Annotated in this window: 14 protein-coding genes; 3 read left to right on the top strand and 11 right to left on the bottom strand. The window is 64.1% G+C overall.

Annotated features, from left to right (window positions below; genetic code table 11):
- Positions 1-126 precede the first annotated feature (126 nt).
- From dnaK to DWY95_RS02815, 5 genes are all read right to left on the bottom strand, one after another.
- Complete coding sequence (gene dnaK, locus DWY95_RS02835) at positions 127-1,956, bottom strand: molecular chaperone DnaK (RefSeq protein ID WP_118552169.1); 1,830 nt, start codon at positions 1,954-1,956, stop codon at positions 127-129.
- A 98-nt stretch (positions 1,957-2,054) separates the two neighbouring features.
- Entirely contained in the window at positions 2,055-2,675 is a 621-nt protein-coding gene (locus DWY95_RS02830; RefSeq protein WP_118552167.1) for a nucleotide exchange factor GrpE, read from the bottom strand.
- Positions 2,672-3,745: a heat-inducible transcriptional repressor HrcA gene (gene hrcA / locus DWY95_RS02825; RefSeq protein ID WP_118552165.1), complete on the bottom strand. Its 1,074-nt coding sequence runs from the start codon at positions 3,743-3,745 to the stop codon at positions 2,672-2,674. The genes DWY95_RS02830 and hrcA overlap by 4 nt, the downstream gene beginning before the upstream one ends.
- A 185-nt stretch (positions 3,746-3,930) precedes the next feature.
- Positions 3,931-4,473, bottom strand: coding sequence for a stage V sporulation T C-terminal domain-containing protein (locus DWY95_RS02820; protein ID WP_118552163.1), 543 nt, complete (start codon positions 4,471-4,473; stop codon positions 3,931-3,933).
- An 85-nt stretch (positions 4,474-4,558) separates the two neighbouring features.
- Positions 4,559-6,070 (bottom strand): GGDEF domain-containing protein, encoded by a 1,512-nt coding sequence (locus DWY95_RS02815; RefSeq protein ID WP_158577507.1) that lies wholly within the window; start codon positions 6,068-6,070, stop codon positions 4,559-4,561.
- Positions 6,071-6,304: 234 nt separating this feature from the next.
- Here DWY95_RS02815 and DWY95_RS02810 point away from each other — a divergent pair, with 234 nt between their 5' ends.
- Entirely contained in the window at positions 6,305-7,573 is a 1,269-nt protein-coding gene (locus DWY95_RS02810) for an aminoacetone oxidase family FAD-binding enzyme (RefSeq protein WP_118552159.1), read from the top strand.
- Positions 7,574-7,630: 57 nt separating this feature from the next.
- Here DWY95_RS02810 and DWY95_RS02805 read toward each other — a convergent pair whose 3' ends face one another.
- Positions 7,631-9,136, bottom strand: coding sequence for an alanine/glycine:cation symporter family protein (locus tag DWY95_RS02805; RefSeq protein ID WP_118552157.1), 1,506 nt, complete (start codon positions 9,134-9,136; stop codon positions 7,631-7,633).
- 375 nt (positions 9,137-9,511) lie between these two features.
- Between DWY95_RS02805 and DWY95_RS02800 the strand changes: the two genes are divergently transcribed.
- Positions 9,512-10,429 (top strand): hypothetical protein, encoded by a 918-nt coding sequence (locus DWY95_RS02800; RefSeq protein ID WP_118552155.1) that lies wholly within the window; start codon positions 9,512-9,514, stop codon positions 10,427-10,429.
- On the opposite strand, the gene DWY95_RS02795 is transcribed toward DWY95_RS02800, so the two are convergent.
- Positions 10,336-11,778, bottom strand: coding sequence for a PLP-dependent aminotransferase family protein (locus DWY95_RS02795; protein WP_118552153.1), 1,443 nt, complete (start codon positions 11,776-11,778; stop codon positions 10,336-10,338). The genes DWY95_RS02800 and DWY95_RS02795 overlap by 94 nt on opposite strands.
- 194 nt (positions 11,779-11,972) lie before the next feature.
- Here DWY95_RS02795 and DWY95_RS02790 point away from each other — a divergent pair, with 194 nt between their 5' ends.
- Positions 11,973-12,629 carry an ECF transporter S component gene (locus DWY95_RS02790; protein WP_158577506.1) on the top strand — a complete coding sequence of 219 codons (657 nt, stop codon included), beginning with the start codon at positions 11,973-11,975 and terminating at the stop codon, positions 12,627-12,629.
- A gap of 84 nt (positions 12,630-12,713) precedes the next feature.
- On the opposite strand, the gene DWY95_RS02785 is transcribed toward DWY95_RS02790, so the two are convergent.
- The 4 genes from DWY95_RS02785 to DWY95_RS02770 all read right to left on the bottom strand — a co-directional run bounded on the left by DWY95_RS02785 (position 12,714) and on the right by DWY95_RS02770 (position 18,009).
- Entirely contained in the window at positions 12,714-13,553 is an 840-nt protein-coding gene (locus DWY95_RS02785) for a putative RNA methyltransferase (protein ID WP_118552151.1), read from the bottom strand.
- Positions 13,543-15,483 carry a DEAD/DEAH box helicase gene (locus tag DWY95_RS02780; protein ID WP_118552149.1) on the bottom strand — a complete coding sequence of 647 codons (1,941 nt, stop codon included), beginning with the start codon at positions 15,481-15,483 and terminating at the stop codon, positions 13,543-13,545. The genes DWY95_RS02785 and DWY95_RS02780 overlap by 11 nt, the downstream gene beginning before the upstream one ends.
- Before the next feature lie 67 nt (positions 15,484-15,550).
- Positions 15,551-16,843 (bottom strand): DUF1015 domain-containing protein, encoded by a 1,293-nt coding sequence (locus tag DWY95_RS02775; protein WP_118552147.1) that lies wholly within the window; start codon positions 16,841-16,843, stop codon positions 15,551-15,553.
- Between the two features lie 44 nt (positions 16,844-16,887).
- Positions 16,888-18,009: a putative glycoside hydrolase gene (locus DWY95_RS02770; RefSeq protein ID WP_118552145.1), complete on the bottom strand. Its 1,122-nt coding sequence runs from the start codon at positions 18,007-18,009 to the stop codon at positions 16,888-16,890.
- Positions 18,010-18,013: the final 4 nt, after the last annotated feature.

Below are 18,013 nucleotides of genomic sequence, written 5' to 3'. Positions count from 1 at the left end.
GCGAGTGTCAGCGAGACTGAGAGGTTTAACCCACAAAGGCCGCTCCGGCAAAACCGGAGCGGCTTTTGCTTATATCTCAGCGCACATCCGCCGGTTTGGCCGGACATGTGCTGCCTGTATCAAAACTTAGACTTCCTTGAAGTCTGCATCGACGACGCCGTCGTCATTGGGCTTCTGCTGGTTGGCTGCACCGGCATCGGGGCCCGGCTGTGCGCCTGCGGCCTGCTGTGCGGCAGCAGCTGCCTGATACATCTTCTCGAAGACATGGCTCAGAGCGTCCTGCTTTGCCTTGATGTCGTCGATGGAGCCGGACTGCACCGCAGTCTTCAGGTCGGCCAGCTTTGCCTCGGCCTCGCTCTTGACGTCTGCGGGCATCTTGTCGCCGTTCTCCTTCAGCATCTTCTCGGTCTGGAAGACCATCTGGTCGGCACCGTTGCGGATATCGACCTCTTCGCGCTTCTTCTTATCATCTGCTGCGAACTGCTCTGCTTCCTTGACGGCCTTGTCGATGTCGTCCTTGGACATGTTGGTGGAAGCCGTGATGGTGATGTTCTGCTCCTTGCCGGTGCCCAGGTCCTTTGCGCTGACCTTCACGATGCCGTTTGCATCGATATCGAAGGTGACTTCGATCTGAGGCACACCACGGGGAGCCGGAGCGATGCCATCCAGGTGGAAGACACCCAGGCTCTTGTTGTCGCGTGCGAACTCACGCTCGCCCTGCAGAACGTTGATCTCGACCGAGGGCTGGTTATCGGCAGCGGTGGAGAAGACCTGGCTCTTGTGGGTGGGGATGGTGGTGTTGCGCTCGATGATCTTGGTGCAGACGCCGCCCAGGGTCTCAATGCCCAGGCTCAGCGGGGTGACATCCAGCAGCAGCAGGCCCTTGACGTCGCCCTGCAGGACGCCGCCCTGAATGGCAGCACCGACTGCCACGCACTCGTCGGGGTTGATGCCCTTGAAGGGCTCGCAGTTCAGTTCCTTCTTCACGGCGTCGTAGACGGCGGGGATACGGGTCGAACCACCGACCATCAGGACCTTCTTCAGGTCAGAAGCGCGCAGGCCCGCATCCTGCAGAGCCTTGCGGACAGGGGTCATGGTGCGGTCGACCAGATCTGCGGTCAGCTCGTTGAACTTTGCGCGGGTCAGGGTCATATCCAGATGCTTGGGGCCGGTCGCATCGGCGGTGATGAAGGGCAGGTTGATCTGGGTGCTCATTGCGCTGGACAGCTCGATCTTTGCCTTCTCAGCAGCTTCCTTCAGGCGCTGAGCAGCCATCTTGTCCTTGCGCAGATCGATGCCGTTCTCGTTCTGGAAGGCGTCTGCCATCCAGTCGATGATGCGCTGGTCGAAGTCATCGCCGCCCAGGTGGGTATCGCCGTTGGTGGCCAGAACTTCGGTGACGCCGTCGCCCATCTCGATGATGGAGACATCGAAGGTGCCGCCGCCCAAGTCGTAGACCATGATCTTCTGGTCGTCTTCCTTATCGATGCCGTAGGCCAGAGAAGCAGCGGTCGGCTCGTTGATGATACGCTTGACGTTCAGGCCGGCAATGGTGCCTGCGTCCTTGGTGGCCTGACGCTGGCTGTCGTTGAAGTATGCGGGGACGGTGATGACTGCCTCGGTGACAGGCTCACCCAGATAAGCCTCGGCGTCTGCCTTCAGCTTCTGCAGGATCATGGCGCTGACCTGCTGGGGGGTGTACTCCTTGCCGTTCAGGGTGACCTTGTGGTCGGTGCCCATCTGGCGCTTGATGGAAGAAACGGTGTTCTCCGGGTTGGTGATGGCCTGACGCTTTGCGACCTGGCCGACCAGACGGTCGCCGGTCTTGGTGAAGCCGACAACGGACGGGGTGGTGCGGGCACCCTCAGAGTTTGCGATGACGACGGGTTCGCCGCCCTCCATAACAGCCACACAGCTGTTGGTGGTGCCAAGGTCGATACCAATGATCTTACTCATAATGAAAGCTCCTCTCAAATCAGAACGTATTTGTTTATATGATGCTCAAAGTGGATAAGCGGATGTTTATTTGAAAACCCTTGCGGGTCTTTGCGAAGTTACTCGGCCACCACAACGGTCGCATGGCGGACGATCTTGTCGCCCAGCTTGTAGCCCTTCTGGTAGACGGTGACCACCGTGCCGCTCTCCTGGCCCTCTTCGGCGGGGACCTGCTGCACGGCGTTCATGAAATTGGGGTCGAACGGCTTGCCCAGGGATTCGATCTCCTCCACATGGAGGACATCCAGTGCCTTGGCCGCTTTGTCCAGCGTCATGGTCACACCCTTTTTGTAATTCTCGTCGGTGGTGGGAGCGTTGGCCGCCATCTCCAGCGTATCCAGGATGGGGATGATCTGGTTGACCGCAAAGGAGATGCCATCGTTGAACTTCTGGTCTGCTTCGCGGGCGGTGCGCTTGCGGTAGTTGTCGTACTCGGCAGCCATCCGCAGCAGCTTTTCTTTGGTCTGGGCCGCTTCCTGCTCGGCTGCTTCCAGCTTTGCCTTTGCAGCTTCCAGGTCGCGGTTTTTCTTGAACCAGCCGTCCTTCTTCGCATCCTTGGGTTCCGCTGTCTCGGATGCGGGCGCAGCCTGTTCAGCGGCTGCTTCGGGTGCGGCCTGCTCAGCGGTCTTTGGCTCTGCGGCGGGTTCCGCCTGCGGGGTCTTCTTGGTTTCTTCGCTCATTCCAGGTCCTCCTTATAGATCACAGTCCGCCGGGGTGCGGCTGCCTGCGGGGTATCTTTTCGTTTGCCGCTCATGCCCTCGCCGAGCTGGTCGGCAAAGGTGTGGAGCAGAGGCATCAGCTTTGGGAAGGGCATCCGGGTCGGCCCGATGAGTGCCACCGAGCCCCACAGCCCGCCGCCGACCAGATAACGGTCGCTGACGATGCACAGGCCGGGGATCTGCGGCTCGATGTCCTCGCCCAGCAGGATGCTCTCGCTCTGCTCTGCGGGCGGGGCGATGAGCCGGGCGGCCGCTTCCTCATCGCTCAGCAGGCTGAGGATGGAACCGACCTTGCCTTCCAGCTGGGGCCAGTCGAGCAGGTACTGCTCGCCGCCCAGATAGACATGCGGTTTGGTGGAATCCTGCAGGATGGCCGCTGCCGCCGACACCACCGGCACCAGCTCCGGGCTGATCTGGCCGCACAGCTCTGCAAGGAGCCGGGGCGAAAGATCCATGGGAGCCACGAATGTCAGGTTCCGGTTGAGCAGGGCGGCCAGCGCCGCAGCATCCTCACGCGAGAGGCCGGTGCGCACCCGCGCCACGCGGGTCCGGACGTAGCCGGCCGTGGTCACCGCCAGCACTGCCGCCGCGCTGCGGCCCACCTGCACCACCTCATAATGGGCGATGCAGAGGTCCTCGGCACAGGGGGTGCTGATGGCTGCGGTGCAGCCGCTGATCTGAGCCAGCGCCCGTGCGGCACCCTGGGCGAGCTTTTCAGGCTCGTGGTCCAGGCTAGCGAACACGGCGTCCACCCGTGCGCGGGTCACGCGGTCCAGCGGCTGGTCATCCGTCAGCAGATTGTCCAGATAATAACGGTAGCCCTTGGCACTGGGCACACGGCCCGCGCTGGTGTGGGGCTGCTCCAACAGGCCCAACTTGGTCAGCGCCGCCATCTCGTTGCGCAGCGTCGCACTGGAAACTGCCATATCAAAGTAGTTTGCCAGCACACTGCTGCCCACAGGCTCCCCTTCGAGACCATACAGCGCCACGATCGCCTGCAAGACTCGCTGCTTGCGTGCATCCATCGTCATAGCGCCTGCCTCCTTCGTTTGCTTTTCGTTCTTTAGCACTCTGTCTTCCTGAGTGCTAAGACCATTATATCCAATTTTTCCGCGCTGTCAATAGGTTCGCAGAAAAGTTTTGAAAGATTCACAAATTGGTCATAAGAAAACGGCCCACGCCGAGGCGCAGGCCGTTTGCTTCTATTATAAGGTATTCACTCTTCCATCTGCTTTGCCAGAAACGCCGCCGCCACAGCTGCGGCCTTTTCCTGCGCGGCATCCGGCTGTGCCGCCCGGTCCTCGGTCAGAAGGCCCACGGCACCGGTCACATCTCCTGCCGCGATAATGGGGCAGACGCAGAGCAGAGCGCGCTGCGCCCCCTCGCAGGGCAGGAGGGCCTTTTCCGGGTCGCCGCCGTTGGTGTAGAGCTTCCGGCTGTCCATCAGCTTTTCCAGCGGCTGGCTGACGCTGCGGTCCACAAGGTCCCGCCGCCCGGCACCGGACGCCGCCAGGATGCGGTCCCGGTCACAGACGAAGGCCGTCAGTGCGAAGCTCTTGCTCAGCGCATCCACATACTGCGTCGTCACGCTGCTCAACTCCCCCACCGGCGAATACTTCTTGAAGATGACCTCGCCGTCGCCGGTCGTGAAGATCTCCAGCGGGTCCCCCCGGCGGATGCGCTGGGTGCGGCGGATCTCCTTGGGGATGACGACCCTCCCCAGCTCATCAATGCGGCGGACGATCCCGGTTGCTTTCATAACACATTCTCCCTTTCTCGGTCCCACGTTTCCTTGGTTCCCAGATTTCGTTTCCTGTGGTTATTTTGTGGTAGAGAAAGGAGAATTATTCAAGCGCGAAGCTCTGCCTGCGGGAGCTTCCCTGTTTTTGCTTGTCCTCATACATCCGGTGGTCTGCCAGGATGCGGATGTCGCGGACGTCGGCCCGGTCGGCCGGGTAGCAGGCCGAACCGCAGCTGGTGCCAATGCAGATGGTCCGGTCGTCCAGCACATAGGGCTGCCGGATGACCGATTTGATGGTCTCGATCCGCTGGGCGCACCCGTCTGCATCGACTTCGCCGTTCACGATCAGGGCAAACTCATCGCCGCCGATGCGGAACGCAAAGTCGCTGCTCCGCACACAGCTCCGCAGCCGGTCGGCCACGGCCCGGAGCAGCTGGTCGCCCACATCGTGGCCGTAGGTGTCGTTGACCGGCTTGAACCGGTCCAGATCCAGATAGAACAGAGCAAAGGGCTGGCGCGCCTTTTCCTTCTGCTTCAGGGTGCTGTTGAAGCACCGCTCGTTGAACAGGCCGGTCAGGCCGTCGGTGTTGGCCAGCCCCTCCAGTTTCCGTCGTTCCAGCGCTTCGGTGCGGAGGGCGTTTTCTTTTTCTTCCATTTCCAGTGCCGCATCCAGCTTGACCGACCGCACCATCGCCACGGCCACGCTGCCCATCAAAAAAAGCAGCAGCAGGATGGTAGCCGTCTGGATCTTCCGCATCCCGGCATCGACGACATCGCGCTCCACGATACCCACGACGGTCAGGTCCTGAAAGCCCACCGGCTGATAGACCAGATAATAGCCCTTGCCGCCGTACCGATACCCGGTGCTGCCGCTGCCGCCGCTGCGCACGTTCTCCCGCATGGCGGCAAAGCCGTCGGCATCGACCTTGGCATTTTTCTCCAGAAAATCGAACAGGTTCGTCATCCAGGATTCGATCTCACTCTTCGGCTCCTCGGACAGCATCACGCTGCCGTCCGGGTAGATGATGTAGCAGTCGCTCTGGCCGTTGTAGGCATGGCCGCCGATCATCTCTTCCAGCGTTGCATTGTTGTAGCTGACGGCAATGCAGGTGTAGGTCACACCAGAAACCTCGATCGGCCGGATGGGCACGGTGAACACGACCCGGCGCTCGCCCGTGTCCATGATATAGCTGCTCACGCTGGAGCAGCCGGTCGCATACGTCGCCGCAAACGCGCCCCACTGTTCCTGCGCCTCTCCGCTCCCTCCGGTGGCTTTCAGATACTGGTTGGACTCGTTGAACAGGTACAGCTCACTGTACCGCCAGGTCGTTTTTTCGCGGTTGAAGTGGCGCAGACTGGCCCGGATGGCCGTTTCGTCTGCCTCCTGCAAGCTGTTGCCCCACTCGCTCAGCACGTTCCAGTTGCGCTGCGCGAACATGGTAAAAGTCTTGTTCACCTGCTCGTAGGTCTCCAGCAGGTTTTGGGTGCTCTCCCGATAGAACTGGCGCTGCACATATACCAGATAGCCCACAATGTTGAAAAGGAACACCACCACCAGGAGCGTAAGCGCAGCGGCTCGCCGTCTGCTTCTCTCTATCCTATAATTCCATGACATATTCATCGTACCCCCGATTTTTTTCGAGAGAAGTTAAAGTTTCTTAGCCGCATCTTTGCTGCATCATTTCAAATTTACCATATTCTTCCTCTTCTGTCAATGCTCTTCCGTAGTTTTTTACGTTTGAACTCTGGCCGTTTTTTCTGGTTTATGCTATACTGGGTCTGTTCTTCAGGCCCTGCGCCGCGCGGGAGGATTCCGGCGGCTTTTTCTCTTTTCAGAAAGGATCGTTTCATGCAACAGATCGTGATCTTAGGCGGCGGTGCGGCCGGGATGGCGGCGGCGCTGGCCGCAGCACAGGCGGCCCCCGCCGGGGCAGTGCGCGTCACCGTGCTGGACCGCAACCCCCGCTGCGGCAAAAAGCTGCTGGCCACCGGCAACGGCCGGTGCAACCTCAGCAACACCGGCATCGCGCCGAAGTGCTATTTCACCGCAGACCCAAAGGCGCTGGCCCCGCTGCTGAATGCCGTGAACACCGCCGCGCCGCTGGAATGGTTCCGGGCGCTGGGGCTTTACACCCGCACCGACGAAGCCGGGCGGGTCTACCCGTATTCCAATCAGGCGGCGGACGTCCTCGCCCTGCTGGAGGGCCACATGGCCCGGCTGGGGGTGGAGGTGCGCACTGGCTGCACCGTCAACACCCTGAGCCAGAACCGGAACGGCTACGCCGTCCTCTTTGACAGCGCCGAGCGCAGCAACGAGACGCTCCATGCCGATGCCGTCATCTGCGCCATGGGCGGCAATGCAGGCCCGCAGTTCGGCACCGACGGCTTTGGCACCCGCTTTGCCGCCCAGTGCGGCGGAAAGCTGGAACCGCTCTACCCCTGCCTGACCGCCTTGCAGACGGCCCGGCCCAACAAAGCGCTGGCCGGCATCCGGGTCAAAGCCCGCGCCGCGCTGCTCGACCTGGACCGCCACACCCTGCTGGCCGAGGAGACGGGCGAGGTGCAGTTCACCGACTACGGCCTGTCCGGCATCTGCATCATGCAGCTGTCCGGCCTGCTGGCCCCCCGGCGCGGCCCGAAGCGCCCCGCTGTGGAGCTGGATCTCTTCCCCGCGCTGGACGAGGCCGCGCTGACGGCCCTGTTCGCTGCGCGGGTGCCCCTGCTGCCGGGCCGGACGCCCGCCGATTTCTGGACGGGGCTGCTCAACCCCAAACTGGGCCGCGCCCTCTGGGCAGCGGCCCGCCTGCCGGACACACCGCTGGACACCCTGCCCGATGCCGCCTGGCAGGTGCTGGCCAACACGGCCAAGCACTGGCTCTTCGAAGACCTGACCCCCTGCGGCTGGAAACAGGCCCAGACCACCGGCGGCGGCCTGAGCCTGACCGAGCTGGAGCCCAGCTTCCAGTTCAAAGGCTGTCCGGGGCTGTACTTCGTGGGCGAAACGCTGGACTGCGCCGGGATGTGCGGCGGCTTCAACCTGCACTGGGCCTTCGGCAGCGGCATCACCGCCGGGCGGGACGCCGTGCGCACCCTGCGCCGCCCGCATAAAAAGAGATGACAAGACCCGGCCCTCTCCTGCACATCTGCCGGAGAGGGCCGGGTCTTTTTGCGTTCTTTATTCGTTTGCGGCTTTGTCCAGCGTGGCTTCCTCCGCTTCTTCCTCCTTCTGGTACTCTGCAAAGGCCGACCACATGGGTTCGACCCGCTTGCCGTGGAACTTGCGGTCCAGATAGTTCCGGGTGATGGCCGCGACCGTTCCCGACAGGCTCAGCACACCGATCAGGTTCGGCAGCATCATCAGGCCGTTGAAGGTATCGGACAGGTCCCACGCGAGGTCGAGCTTCATCGTCGCACCCACCAGCACCATGGCCACGAAGACCACCTTATAGCCCATGCTGGCCTTGGTGCCGAACAGATATTCAAAGGCTTTGGTGCCGTAGTGGCTCCAGCCCAGCACCGTAGAATAGGCGAACAGCAGGATGGACACCGCGATGAACTTGGGGCCAAAACTGCCGAACACGGTGGAGAAGGCTTCGCCCACCAGCGCAGAGCCCTGCACCTCGGTGAGCATCCGGCCAGTGTTCAGGTCCACGAAGCCGGACGTCAGGATGACCAGCGCCGTCAGGGTGCAGACCACGATGGTATCGGCAAAGACCTCAAAAATGCCCCACATGCCCTGCTGCACTGGCTCCTTGACGTTGGAGGACGCGTGCACCATGACCGACGAGCCGAGGCCCGCCTCGTTGGAGAATGCGCCGCGCTTGAAGCCCCAGGTGATGGCGCGGGACACACCGTAGCCCAGCACACCGCCGCCCGCCGCCTGCATGGCGAAAGCGCCTTTGAAGATGGCCGCGAACGCAGCCGGGATCGCCGTGATATGGGTCAGCACGACCGTCAGCGCACCCAGGATGTAGAACAGCGCCATCAGCGGAACGACCTTTTCCGTCACGGCCGCCACACGCTTCAAGCCGCCCAGGATGACCAGCGCGGACAGCACCGCCAGCAGGATGCCGGTGAGGAGATTCGGCACCTGGAAGGCCGCATTCATGTTGCCTGCGATGGAGTTGATCTGGCTCATGTTGCCGATGCCAAAGGAGGCCAGCACACAGAAGCAGGCGAACAGCACCGCCAGCACCCGGCCCAGCTTTTTGCAGCCCTTCTTGCTGCCCAGACCGTCGGCCAGGTAGTACATCGCGCCGCCGGACCACTCGCCGTCGGCGTTCTTGCGGCGGTAAAAGATGCCCAGAACGTTTTCCGAGTAGTTGGTCATCATGCCCAGGATGGCCATGGCCCACATCCAGAAGATGGCACCCGGCCCGCCGCTGAGGATGGCCGTTGCCACGCCCACGATGTTGCCGGTGCCGATGGTCGCCGCCAGCGCGGTGCACAGGCTCTGGAACTGGCTGATGGCCTTATCGTTCTTTTCGGTATGGGCCGTGATGTCCCGGTCGGTGAAGATGGCACCGATGGTGTTCCGCAGCCAGTACCGGAAATGCCCGAACTGGAAAAAACCGGTGCGCACCGACATCACAAATCCGGTGCCGAACAGCAGCGCCAGCCCCACCGGCCCCCAGACGATGCCGTTGACAACTCCATTCACGCTCGTAATGGTCTCTAACATGATCGTTCCCCCTCTGCAAAACAAAAAGCGGACAGAACGCCAAAGGCTCTGCCCGCAAAACGCAGCTTCCCGCACAGGGGTCTGCTGCTGACAGACGCACCCCTTTGTGCGCAACAGACGGCGGCTCCGCCGTCTCCCCTCATTCTGTTCCCGTGTGATGCACAGTTCCGTTTGTCTGTGCGTGATAGAAGAACTGTATCATAGTTTCCCGCCGCTGGCAAGCTTTTTGTTTCAATTTATTCTGAGGTTTCATCTTTGATGCAAAGTGGATGAATTTTATTTTCGTATGACTTCTCCGCACAGCCCGCGTTTTTTGTATAATCCGCAGGCGGCGGGGCCATCCTTTCCGTAACACCGGCAAAGGAGGAGTCAGGAATGCACAAAGGCGGATGGAAGCCGTTCTGGGCCGCACTGGGGGCGGCGCTTCTGGTGCTGCTGCCGCTGGTGGGCGGCACCGTCCTGCTCACCCGGCAGATGCTGCGCCAGCAATGGCTGATGCAGACCGCCGAGCCGCAGCGGAGCGTGCCCATCGACCTGCCCAAAGCCGACGACCGGATGACGCTGCTGCTCTGCACCGCCGGGGAGCAGCCCGGCTTCGTGCTGTTCTACCTGAACGCGCCCCAGAACGCCGCCCATCTGCTGGCCGTGCCGGGGCAGCTGACGGTGCCGTTCGGCGGCGGCGAAGCCTCGCTGGCCCAGTGCTATGCAGCGGCCGGCCCGGCGCGGTGCCGTCAGGCCCTGCTGGAAACGCTGGCCCTGCCGGAAGACACTTTGTATCTGGCCCTCTCGCCCGCCGTGCTGGAAACGCTGGCAGCGCGGTATGGGGCCGTGCGGGTCAGCCTTTCGGGCGCACTGACCGCCGAGGAGCTGGACGCCCTCGGCCAGAGCCCCAGCGTCCAGACTTTCCGCGCACGGGAGGCATCGGATCTTCTGACCGGGCTGGACGCCGACGGCCTTTTACCGCCCAGCCGCCGGGCCGCAGCCCGCGCCGCCGTGTGGGACGCCTTTTTCCGCCAGAACTTCGAGCTGCTGCCCTCCACCCTGCCGGAGGCCCTGCGCAGCCAGAGTTCCGCCCTGCTGACCGACTTTGCAGCCCAGGACTACGCCCTGCTGGGCGACATCCTCGAATTTCTCGTGAACCGCGCGGCGGTGTTCCAGTCGGACGCCCTGCCCGGCGCGTGGGACCGCAAGGCGGGCACTTACACCGTCACCGAGGCGTCCCGCGCAGCGGTGCAGACCTTCCTCAACGTCTCCCCCACCGAGGGGCAGGCGTCGTCCGCCAGCGAGCCGTAGCCCAGCACCAGTGTGCCCGCAAGGCCGCGGGCGCTGCCGGTCAGGTCGTAGTCGCTCAGCAGGCTCAGCCGGACACCCTCGGCCTCGGCAGCGGCCCGGAGCGCCGCATCCGGCGGGGCATCCCGGAGCGCCGCCAGCAGATGCAGACCGGTGTGCAGGCCGGAAAAGCGAAGCTCTCCCGGAGCGAAGGCTGCGTTCAGCGCCCGGACCAGCGCATCCCGCCGGGCCTTGTAGGCCACCCGCTCCCGCGCCAGATGCCGGGTGAAATATCCCTCGTTGATGAACCGGGCCAGCGTCTGCTGCTCGAACCGGCTGACCGGGCTGGAATAGAGCCGGTACGCTGCCCGCCACGCCGGGAGCAGCTGGACCGGGAGCACCATATAGGCGATGCGGATGCTGGGGGCCAGACTGCGGGAGCAGGTGGAAAGGTAGACCACCGGGCCGTCGGCCCCTGCCATGCCCTGCAGGCTGGGCAGCGGGCGGGTGTCGAAGCGGAACTCGGAGTCGTAGTCGTCCTCAATGATGTAGCGCTCCCCCGGCCTGCGGGAGGCCCAGTGGAGCAGCTCGGCCCGGCGTCCGGCGGGCATGGTGGCCCCGGTGGGGAACTGGTGGCTGGGGGTCACATAACAGACCGCCGCGCCGGAGCGGGACAGCGCCTCGATGGACAGGCCGTCCGCATCCACGGGCAGGCAGCAGCAGGAGACGCCGTTGTTCTCCAGCACCCGCCGGGCGCGGGGGTAGCCGGGGTTCTCCACCGCCGCCGGGCCAGGCAGCAGCGGGGCCAGCAGACCCAGCAGATATTCCAGACCCGCCCCCACGACGACCTGCTCCGCCCGGCACCGCACGCCCCGGTATTCTTCCAGATAATCCGCCAGCGCCTGCCGCAGCTCGATGTCCCCCTGCGCGTCGCCGTGGGTCAGCAGTTCGGGCGAGGAGTAGAGCAGCTCCTTCTGGAGCCGTGCCCAGGTGCGGAACGGGAAGAGGGCCGGGTCCACCCCCCGCGTGGAGAGGTCATACCGCACCGGCTGCACCGGCGGTCCCGCCTCCGGCTGGGGCAGGAGCGCGGCGGGCGGCGGCGCGGCCGGGCGGATGGGCAGGGCCAGATATTCCTGTACATAAAAGCCGCTGCGCTCCCGCGATTCCAGATATCCTTCCGCCGCGAGCAGCTGATAAGCTGCATCCACGGTGTTCACCGAGACGGACAGTTCCGCCGCCAGCCGCCGCTTGCCGGGCATCCGGGTGCCCGCCGGGATGGCCCCGGTGCGCATCTCCTCGGCCAGGCTCTCATAGAGCTGTTCGTACAGCGGCACCGCCGAGGCTGCATCCAGTGCTGTCGTCAAATGGAACACAAAACCCCTCCTCTTTTTGGGCATTCCCTCAAACTGACCCCATAAAAAAACTATATTCTGGGTATTTTCACGGGGCCAGTTTTGCGTATAATAGGAGCATACCCGCTGTACACCCAAATGTCAAGTAGTTTTATGGGTAAATTGGGACATTCCGGTCTCCCGGCAGGTCTTTGTGAAAATTGGAGGGAATCATCATGTCAACCACCGCAATGTGGCTGCTGCTGGCAGTCGTTGTCATTGTCATCGTCTTTGCAAGTGTGCTGTACAAGCGCACCTTTACCGTCCACGAGCTGGCGCTCACCGGCGTCATGGCCGCGCTGAGCCTGGTGGCCTATCTGTTCTTCCGGGTTCCGTTCTACGGCGGCTCCTCGTTCCATCTGGGCAACACCTTCACCGCGCTGACTGCCCTGCTGCTGGACGGCGTGTCCGGCGGTCTGGCCGGTGCCATCGGTCTGGCTCTGGCCGACATCCTGGCCGGTGATCCGGGCTATGCCGTCACCACCTTCGTACTGAAGTTCCTCATCGGCATCACCTGCGGCGCGGTGGCCCACAAGGTGTTCAAGCTCCGCGACCTCGACCGCCACAGCTCCGGCTATCTGGTCAAGGTCATCGTGGCGGCCGGTTCCGGCCTGCTGCTGAACGTCTTCACCGACCCGTTCCTCGGCTACTTCCGCAACGTTTACATCTTCGGTCAGGAGTACACCGTAGCCCAGGCCCTGACCAAGATCGCCGGCGGCGTCACCTTCGTGAACAGCGTGGCCTCCACCGTCTGCGTCGTCCTGCTCTACCTTGCCCTGCGCCCGGCCCTCGACCGCGCCGGTCTGCTGCCCAAGGGGGAGAAGAAGAACTAAGCCTTTCCCCTGCCTCTCCACAGGTCTCTACACAAAAGCCCGCCCCCGGTGCCGCACATCTGCGCAGCACCGGGGGCGGGTCGTTTATTGCTCTTTTTCAAATACGAGGAAGCGGAACGCGATGTCGGTGGTCAGCTCCGGCAGGGCGGCCAGACGGGCCGCGCCGTCGCGGGGCGTTTTCCAGTAGTAGGGCGTCATGGCGAAGAGCGCTTCCAGCTGGGCGGCGGGCACCGTGATGGTCCCGGAGACCTCCCGCTCCCCGATGGGGCGGAAGCCTTCATACGCCACCTGCTGCACCGGGTTTTTGTAGGGCGTCTCGTAGAGGACGGCCTTCATCTGGTACAGATGCTCCGCGCCGGGCACGACGTAGAGCATCCGCCCGCCGGGGCGCAGCACCCGCAAAAACTCCTCCCGCGCAAAGGGCGAGAAGCAGTTCAGCAGCAGGTCGGCCCATCCGGTGCGGACCGGCTGGGCAAAGCTGGATGCCACTGCATAGCGGGCCGTGGGCAGCGCCTTCGCCGCCAGCCGGACTGCCGGTTTGGCGATGTCGAACCCCGCCAGCTCCAGCGGCCGCCCGGCCGCATCAAACTGCCGGGCGATGCAGCGGTCGTACCAGCCCTCGCCGCAGCCTGCATCCAGCAGGTGCAGCGGGGCCTCCGGCCCGGCCGGGAGACCGTATTCCAGACACAGCTCCCCCACCGCCTGCCCAAAGATACCATAGTATCCGGCATTCAGAAAGGCGCGGCGGGCGGCGACCATCTCTTTGCTGTCGCCGGGGGCCTTGGTGCGCATGCTCTGCACCGGCAGCAGGTGCCAGTAGCCCTCTCTGGCGCGGTCAAAGCAGTGGCCGGAGGGGCATTTCAGATCCTGCTCCCCGGTCAGCGGCCCGCCGCACAGCGGGCACTGCCATGGCTCAGACTTCATCGCTGTGATCCTCGATGGGAGCCGTTGCGCCGCCGTGGGCGTTCATATACTCTTCGAAGTTGGTGAACTTCTGCTGCGGCGGGCGGCGGCTGATGAGGACCAGACCCGGATCTTCGTCCCGGCTGGGCGCACTGTTCCGGCTGCGGCTGCGGGAGGCCTCCTGCTTCGGGGCACGGGGTGCGCGGGCGGGCTGGCCCGCAGTGCTGCGCTCCGTGCGGCCCTTGCCGGTGTTGGCACTGCCTGCGGCGTTCTGTGCCGGGCGGGCCGGGCGCTCCGTCCGCTCGGTGCGGCCTCCGCGAGCCGGGCGGCTGGCGCTGCCCGGCTGGGCATTGCGGCGGCTCTGGCTGTTCGGGGCGGTCTGGGTGTTCTCGCCTTTGGCGCTGCCGGCCGGGGCTGCCGTTTTTGCGGCGGGCTGGGCTGCGGGCGCATTGGGCTTTTTGGCCGGGCGCAGCGGCGTCGCTTCCGGGGCGCTCACAAAGTGGGGGTCGAACTTAGGCTGGGCGTTGCTGCCGCGGTTCGGGGCGGTATTGCTGCCCTCGCGGCGGGGGCGGCTGTTGTTGGAGCGGCGGTTTTCGCTGCGTCCGCCGGGGGTGCGCTTCTGGTTTTCATCCATGGATGGTTCCTCTTTCGGTTGAGATTTCATCGGCTCTGCCTTGGCAGCAGCCGTTTTTTCTTTTTTGGGCCGGGCCGGTTTCGCCGCCTTGGCGGGCTTTTCCGGCTGGGCGGCAGGCGCTTCGGCCTCCGCCTTGGGCTTTTTGCCCCGCACAGGCGGCTCCTTTTTGGCCGGGGCAGGCACACCGTCCCACGGGTGGCCGGACACCACCGGGATCTTCCGGCGGTTCAGCTTTTCGATCCCGGCCAGATACTCCTGCTCCTCCGGGGCGCAGAAGCTGACGGCCGTGCCGTCGGCACCGGCGCGGGCCGTGCGGCCGATGCGGTGGACGTACGTTTCCGGCACTTCGGGCAGGTCGTAGTTGAAGACATGGGACAGCTCGCTGATGTCGATGCCGCGCGCGGCGATATCGGTAGCCACCAGCACTTTGGTATTTCCGGCCTTGAAGCCCTCCAGTGCCGCCACGCGGGCGGACTGGCTCTTGTTGCCGTGGATGGCTGCCGCCGGGATGCCCTGCTTGTTCAGATCTTTGGCGATCTTATCCGCGCCGTGCTTGGTGCGGCTGAAGACCAGCGCGTTCTGCACCGGCGGTTTCAGATTCTGGATGAGCCAGGGCAGCAGGAACTTCTTGTTGCCCTTCTCGACGAAATACAGGCTCTGGTCGATGCGGTCCACGGTGCTGGACACCGGGTCCACCTTGACGAAGGCGGGGTCGTGCAGGATACCGGCCGCCAGCTGCTCGATTTCCTTGGGCATGGTGGCGCTGAACATCAGGTTCTGGCGCTGGGCGGGCAGCTTGGCGATGACCTTTTTCACGTCATGCACAAAGCCCATGTCCAGCATCCGGTCGGCCTCGTCCAGCACGAAGATCTCGATGTGGGAAAGGTCGATGAGGCCCTGCCCCACCAGGTCGTTCAGGCGGCCGGGGCAGGCGATGAGGATATCGACGCCCTTCTTGAGGGCCGCGACCTGCGGGGCCTGGCCCACGCCGCCAAAGATCACGGTGCTGCGCTGGTTCAGGTACTTGCCGTACAGCTCAAAGCTCTCGCCGATCTGCAGCGCCAGCTCGCGGGTGGGGGTCAGGATCAGGGCACGGACGGCCCCTTTCTTTTTGGCCGGGGCCGCTGTCAGGCGGTCCAGCATGGGCAGCGCAAAGGCTGCGGTCTTGCCGGTGCCCGTCTGGGCGCAACCCATCAAATCCCTCCCGGCCAGCACCGGCGGGATGGCCGATGCCTGAATGGGCGAGGGGGATTCGTAGCCCGCCTCCGCAACGGCACGCAGCAGCGGGGCGGACAGATTCAGTTCGTTAAAAGTCATGGTTCTCCTATTGTCCATAAAATGCTTCCGCCTCGCCCTGCCGGGGAGGCCTTTGCATTTCATTCTGTTACTCTTTGATTTTCCGGCACTCGATGTAATACCGTTTTTCCTCCGCATGGCCCATGCTGAAGGTCTTGCGGGGCAGCACACCGCCCATCACGACGCCCTTGAACAGGTCGCTCTTGTCGAACGGCGGCAGCAGGAAGGCCACGCCGCCCTGCTTGCACAAAGCGCGGACCGCAGGCTCATCGTGGACGTAATCCACGCGGGCCTCAATGTGGCGGGCCATGAAGTATTCGATGAAGGCGTCGATGGTGCCGACGGTCAGCGGGGCCACGGGATGCTCGAAGCTGAGCACATTGGCGACGTGGGGGCCTGCCAGCGTGAAGGACTGCTGCCGGGCATCGCCGAAGCAGATGCCTGCATTGTGGGAGTCGCTCCACGCGATGAGGGCCAGCAGCACCGCGCCGCAGTCCACATTGAAGAGCACCCGGTGGATCGGCTCGATCTCGATGGCGGGCGAGTGGACGTTGCACACCTCGGCCAGGCACCAGCGGGCCGGGTGGTTTGCCTGCTGCTCCGGAGGCAGGGTCTGCTTCAGCTCCTCCCAGTAGGCCTTGGCCGATGCCAGCGAGTGGTTGCCGTCGCCCACGGCCAGCGTCAGCGGGGCTGCGCCCCTGGCCTGCGGATACCGGGCATCAAAGACTTCCTGACGGCCCAGCCCCTGCAGGGCCGCATCGATCTGGGCCAGCAGAGCCGGGTCTTCCACGGCCCAGCCCGCGATGTGCCCGCCGCCCAGCATCAGTTCGCCTTCGTAGACCTTGCGCAGCGCGTCTTTCTTCGCCCCGATGGGCTCGATGAGGGTGCAGTCCGGGTCGTCGGCCAGCATCATGACGTGGGGCGTTTCCAGGCTGGCCCCGCGCCGGACGGCCATCCGGGGCGGGATGCGGCTCTCGACCGTGTGTTCGCTGGGGCGCACCTCCGGCTGGGCACCTTCGGCGTAGCTGTAGGCTTCAAGGTCGATCTTCCCCACCAGCCCCTGCCGGATGCGGCCGCTCTGCTCGGTGCGCTCCACATAAAGAAAGCCGTCCACCGCGCGGGTCAGCACCGTGCGGAGATAGTCGTCCATGGTCTCATGGATCTTCTGGATGCGGCCGGTCACGCCGCTCTCTTCCAGATACACTTCCGGCAGGATCAGGTTCAGGGTGCTGGGCGAACCTGCCGCCGTCCGGGCCGCTTTTTCCCAATAGGAGCGGTCGCTCGTAAACTGATCGCAGGCCACGCAGCCCCACTGCTCCAGCGGGATATTCTCCGCCGGGAGCAGGATATGTGCCGGAGAAAAGCACGATGTTTTGTTCATATCACATTCCTCCCTCTCGCGTTATTGAAAGGAAACCGTAGTTTTTATTCATAGTATCCGGCCGCATTGTCCCGCACGACCACATGCTCGACGCCCGCTTCGGTCTGCGCCTGCACCAGAGCAGCGCGCTCCTCGGCGGTCATGGTGGAGGCCGAAGGCACCCGCACCACAAGGTTCTTCACACCCAGCTGTGCGGCCGGGACGCCCAGTGTGCTGGAGGTGTCGGCCACCTCGGCCAGCGTATAGCTGTACCACAGGGTCACACCGTTGCCGAAGCGCTGCTCCCAGACCGCCATATCGGCCCGCAGCTGGTCGGCACGGCTCACGCCGTTGGTGGTGCCATAGTCCTGCTTGCTGCTGGTGGAAGCCGGGAACTGGACGTTCTCCAGCACCATCTGCTCAAACCCGGCGGTGTGCAGCTCGTCAATGAGGCCGCCGATGTACTGGACGGCCGCGTCCGCATAGGGGTTCAGCCAGGGCTTGCCGTCGGCAGACGCCTTGTTGTCCAGCCAGAGGTAAGCTTGCCCCGTATACCCAATGGCCATGGTGCGGTCGGCGCGGGCACCGGCCGGGTCGCGGAAGGCGGCGAGCTTCGCCACTGGGATGAGGCCCTCTTCCCGGAAGATGGCGGCCACTCTGGCCGGGTTCACGGTCACGCTGGCCGGGCTGGCCGCAGCGGCGGGCACCTGAGACGCATAATAGACCACGCCGGTGGCGTCCTTCAGGGTCACGACGGCATATTTCACGCCCTGCGAAGCCAGCTGCTGCGCCGCAGCGCGGATGGAGGCATCCTCGGTCAGGGCCGTGATGTCCGCCTCGGCCCAGCTGCCCTCCACGATGGCGGTGCCGTCCACAGCAGGCGTCACCACCTCCGGCTGCGCCTCCGAAGAAGCGGCCGGTTCACTCGCCGCAGAGGACGCCGGGTTTTCCGCCACGGACGATGCGCTCGCGCTGGCGGGGGAGGAGGCGGAAAGATCCCGTTTGCGCACCACGGTGTACCAGGTATGCGTTGCCCAGTCCAGCACATGGGGAGCTGCCAGCCAGGCCGCGCCCAGCATCACGAGGACCAGCACGGCGATGCCGATCCCCTTTTTTACCCGCATCTCGCGGCTGTAGAAGCTGCGCCGATAGCGCTTGACCTTCTGGCGTTTCGGATATTTTGCCATAATC

Source organism: Faecalibacterium sp. AF28-13AC, from assembly GCF_003478405.1.
In the GTDB taxonomy this organism is placed as follows: Bacteria; Bacillota; Clostridia; order Oscillospirales; family Ruminococcaceae; genus Faecalibacterium; species Faecalibacterium prausnitzii_E.
This window is presented reverse-complemented; position numbering and strand designations above follow the sequence as displayed.

Coding starts and splice junctions, on each gene's coding strand:
- DWY95_RS02800 (WP_118552155.1), top strand. CDS start 9,512: ATGCACAAAGGCGGATGGAAGCCGTTCTGGGCCGCACTGGGGGCGGCG.
- DWY95_RS02810 (WP_118552159.1), top strand. CDS start 6,305: ATGCAACAGATCGTGATCTTAGGCGGCGGTGCGGCCGGGATGGCGGCG.
- DWY95_RS02775 (WP_118552147.1), bottom strand. CDS start 16,843: ATGAACAAAACATCGTGCTTTTCTCCGGCACATATCCTGCTCCCGGCG.
- DWY95_RS02820 (WP_118552163.1), bottom strand. CDS start 4,473: ATGAAAGCAACCGGGATCGTCCGCCGCATTGATGAGCTGGGGAGGGTC.
- DWY95_RS02770 (WP_118552145.1), bottom strand. CDS start 18,009: ATGGCAAAATATCCGAAACGCCAGAAGGTCAAGCGCTATCGGCGCAGC.
- DWY95_RS02780 (WP_118552149.1), bottom strand. CDS start 15,483: ATGACTTTTAACGAACTGAATCTGTCCGCCCCGCTGCTGCGTGCCGTT.
- DWY95_RS02805 (WP_118552157.1), bottom strand. CDS start 9,136: ATGTTAGAGACCATTACGAGCGTGAATGGAGTTGTCAACGGCATCGTC.
- DWY95_RS02790 (WP_158577506.1), top strand. CDS start 11,973: ATGTCAACCACCGCAATGTGGCTGCTGCTGGCAGTCGTTGTCATTGTC.
- hrcA (WP_118552165.1), bottom strand. CDS start 3,745: ATGACGATGGATGCACGCAAGCAGCGAGTCTTGCAGGCGATCGTGGCG.
- DWY95_RS02785 (WP_118552151.1), bottom strand. CDS start 13,553: ATGAAGTCTGAGCCATGGCAGTGCCCGCTGTGCGGCGGGCCGCTGACC.
- dnaK (WP_118552169.1), bottom strand. CDS start 1,956: ATGAGTAAGATCATTGGTATCGACCTTGGCACCACCAACAGCTGTGTG.
- DWY95_RS02815 (WP_158577507.1), bottom strand. CDS start 6,070: ATGTCATGGAATTATAGGATAGAGAGAAGCAGACGGCGAGCCGCTGCG.
- DWY95_RS02830 (WP_118552167.1), bottom strand. CDS start 2,675: ATGAGCGAAGAAACCAAGAAGACCCCGCAGGCGGAACCCGCCGCAGAG.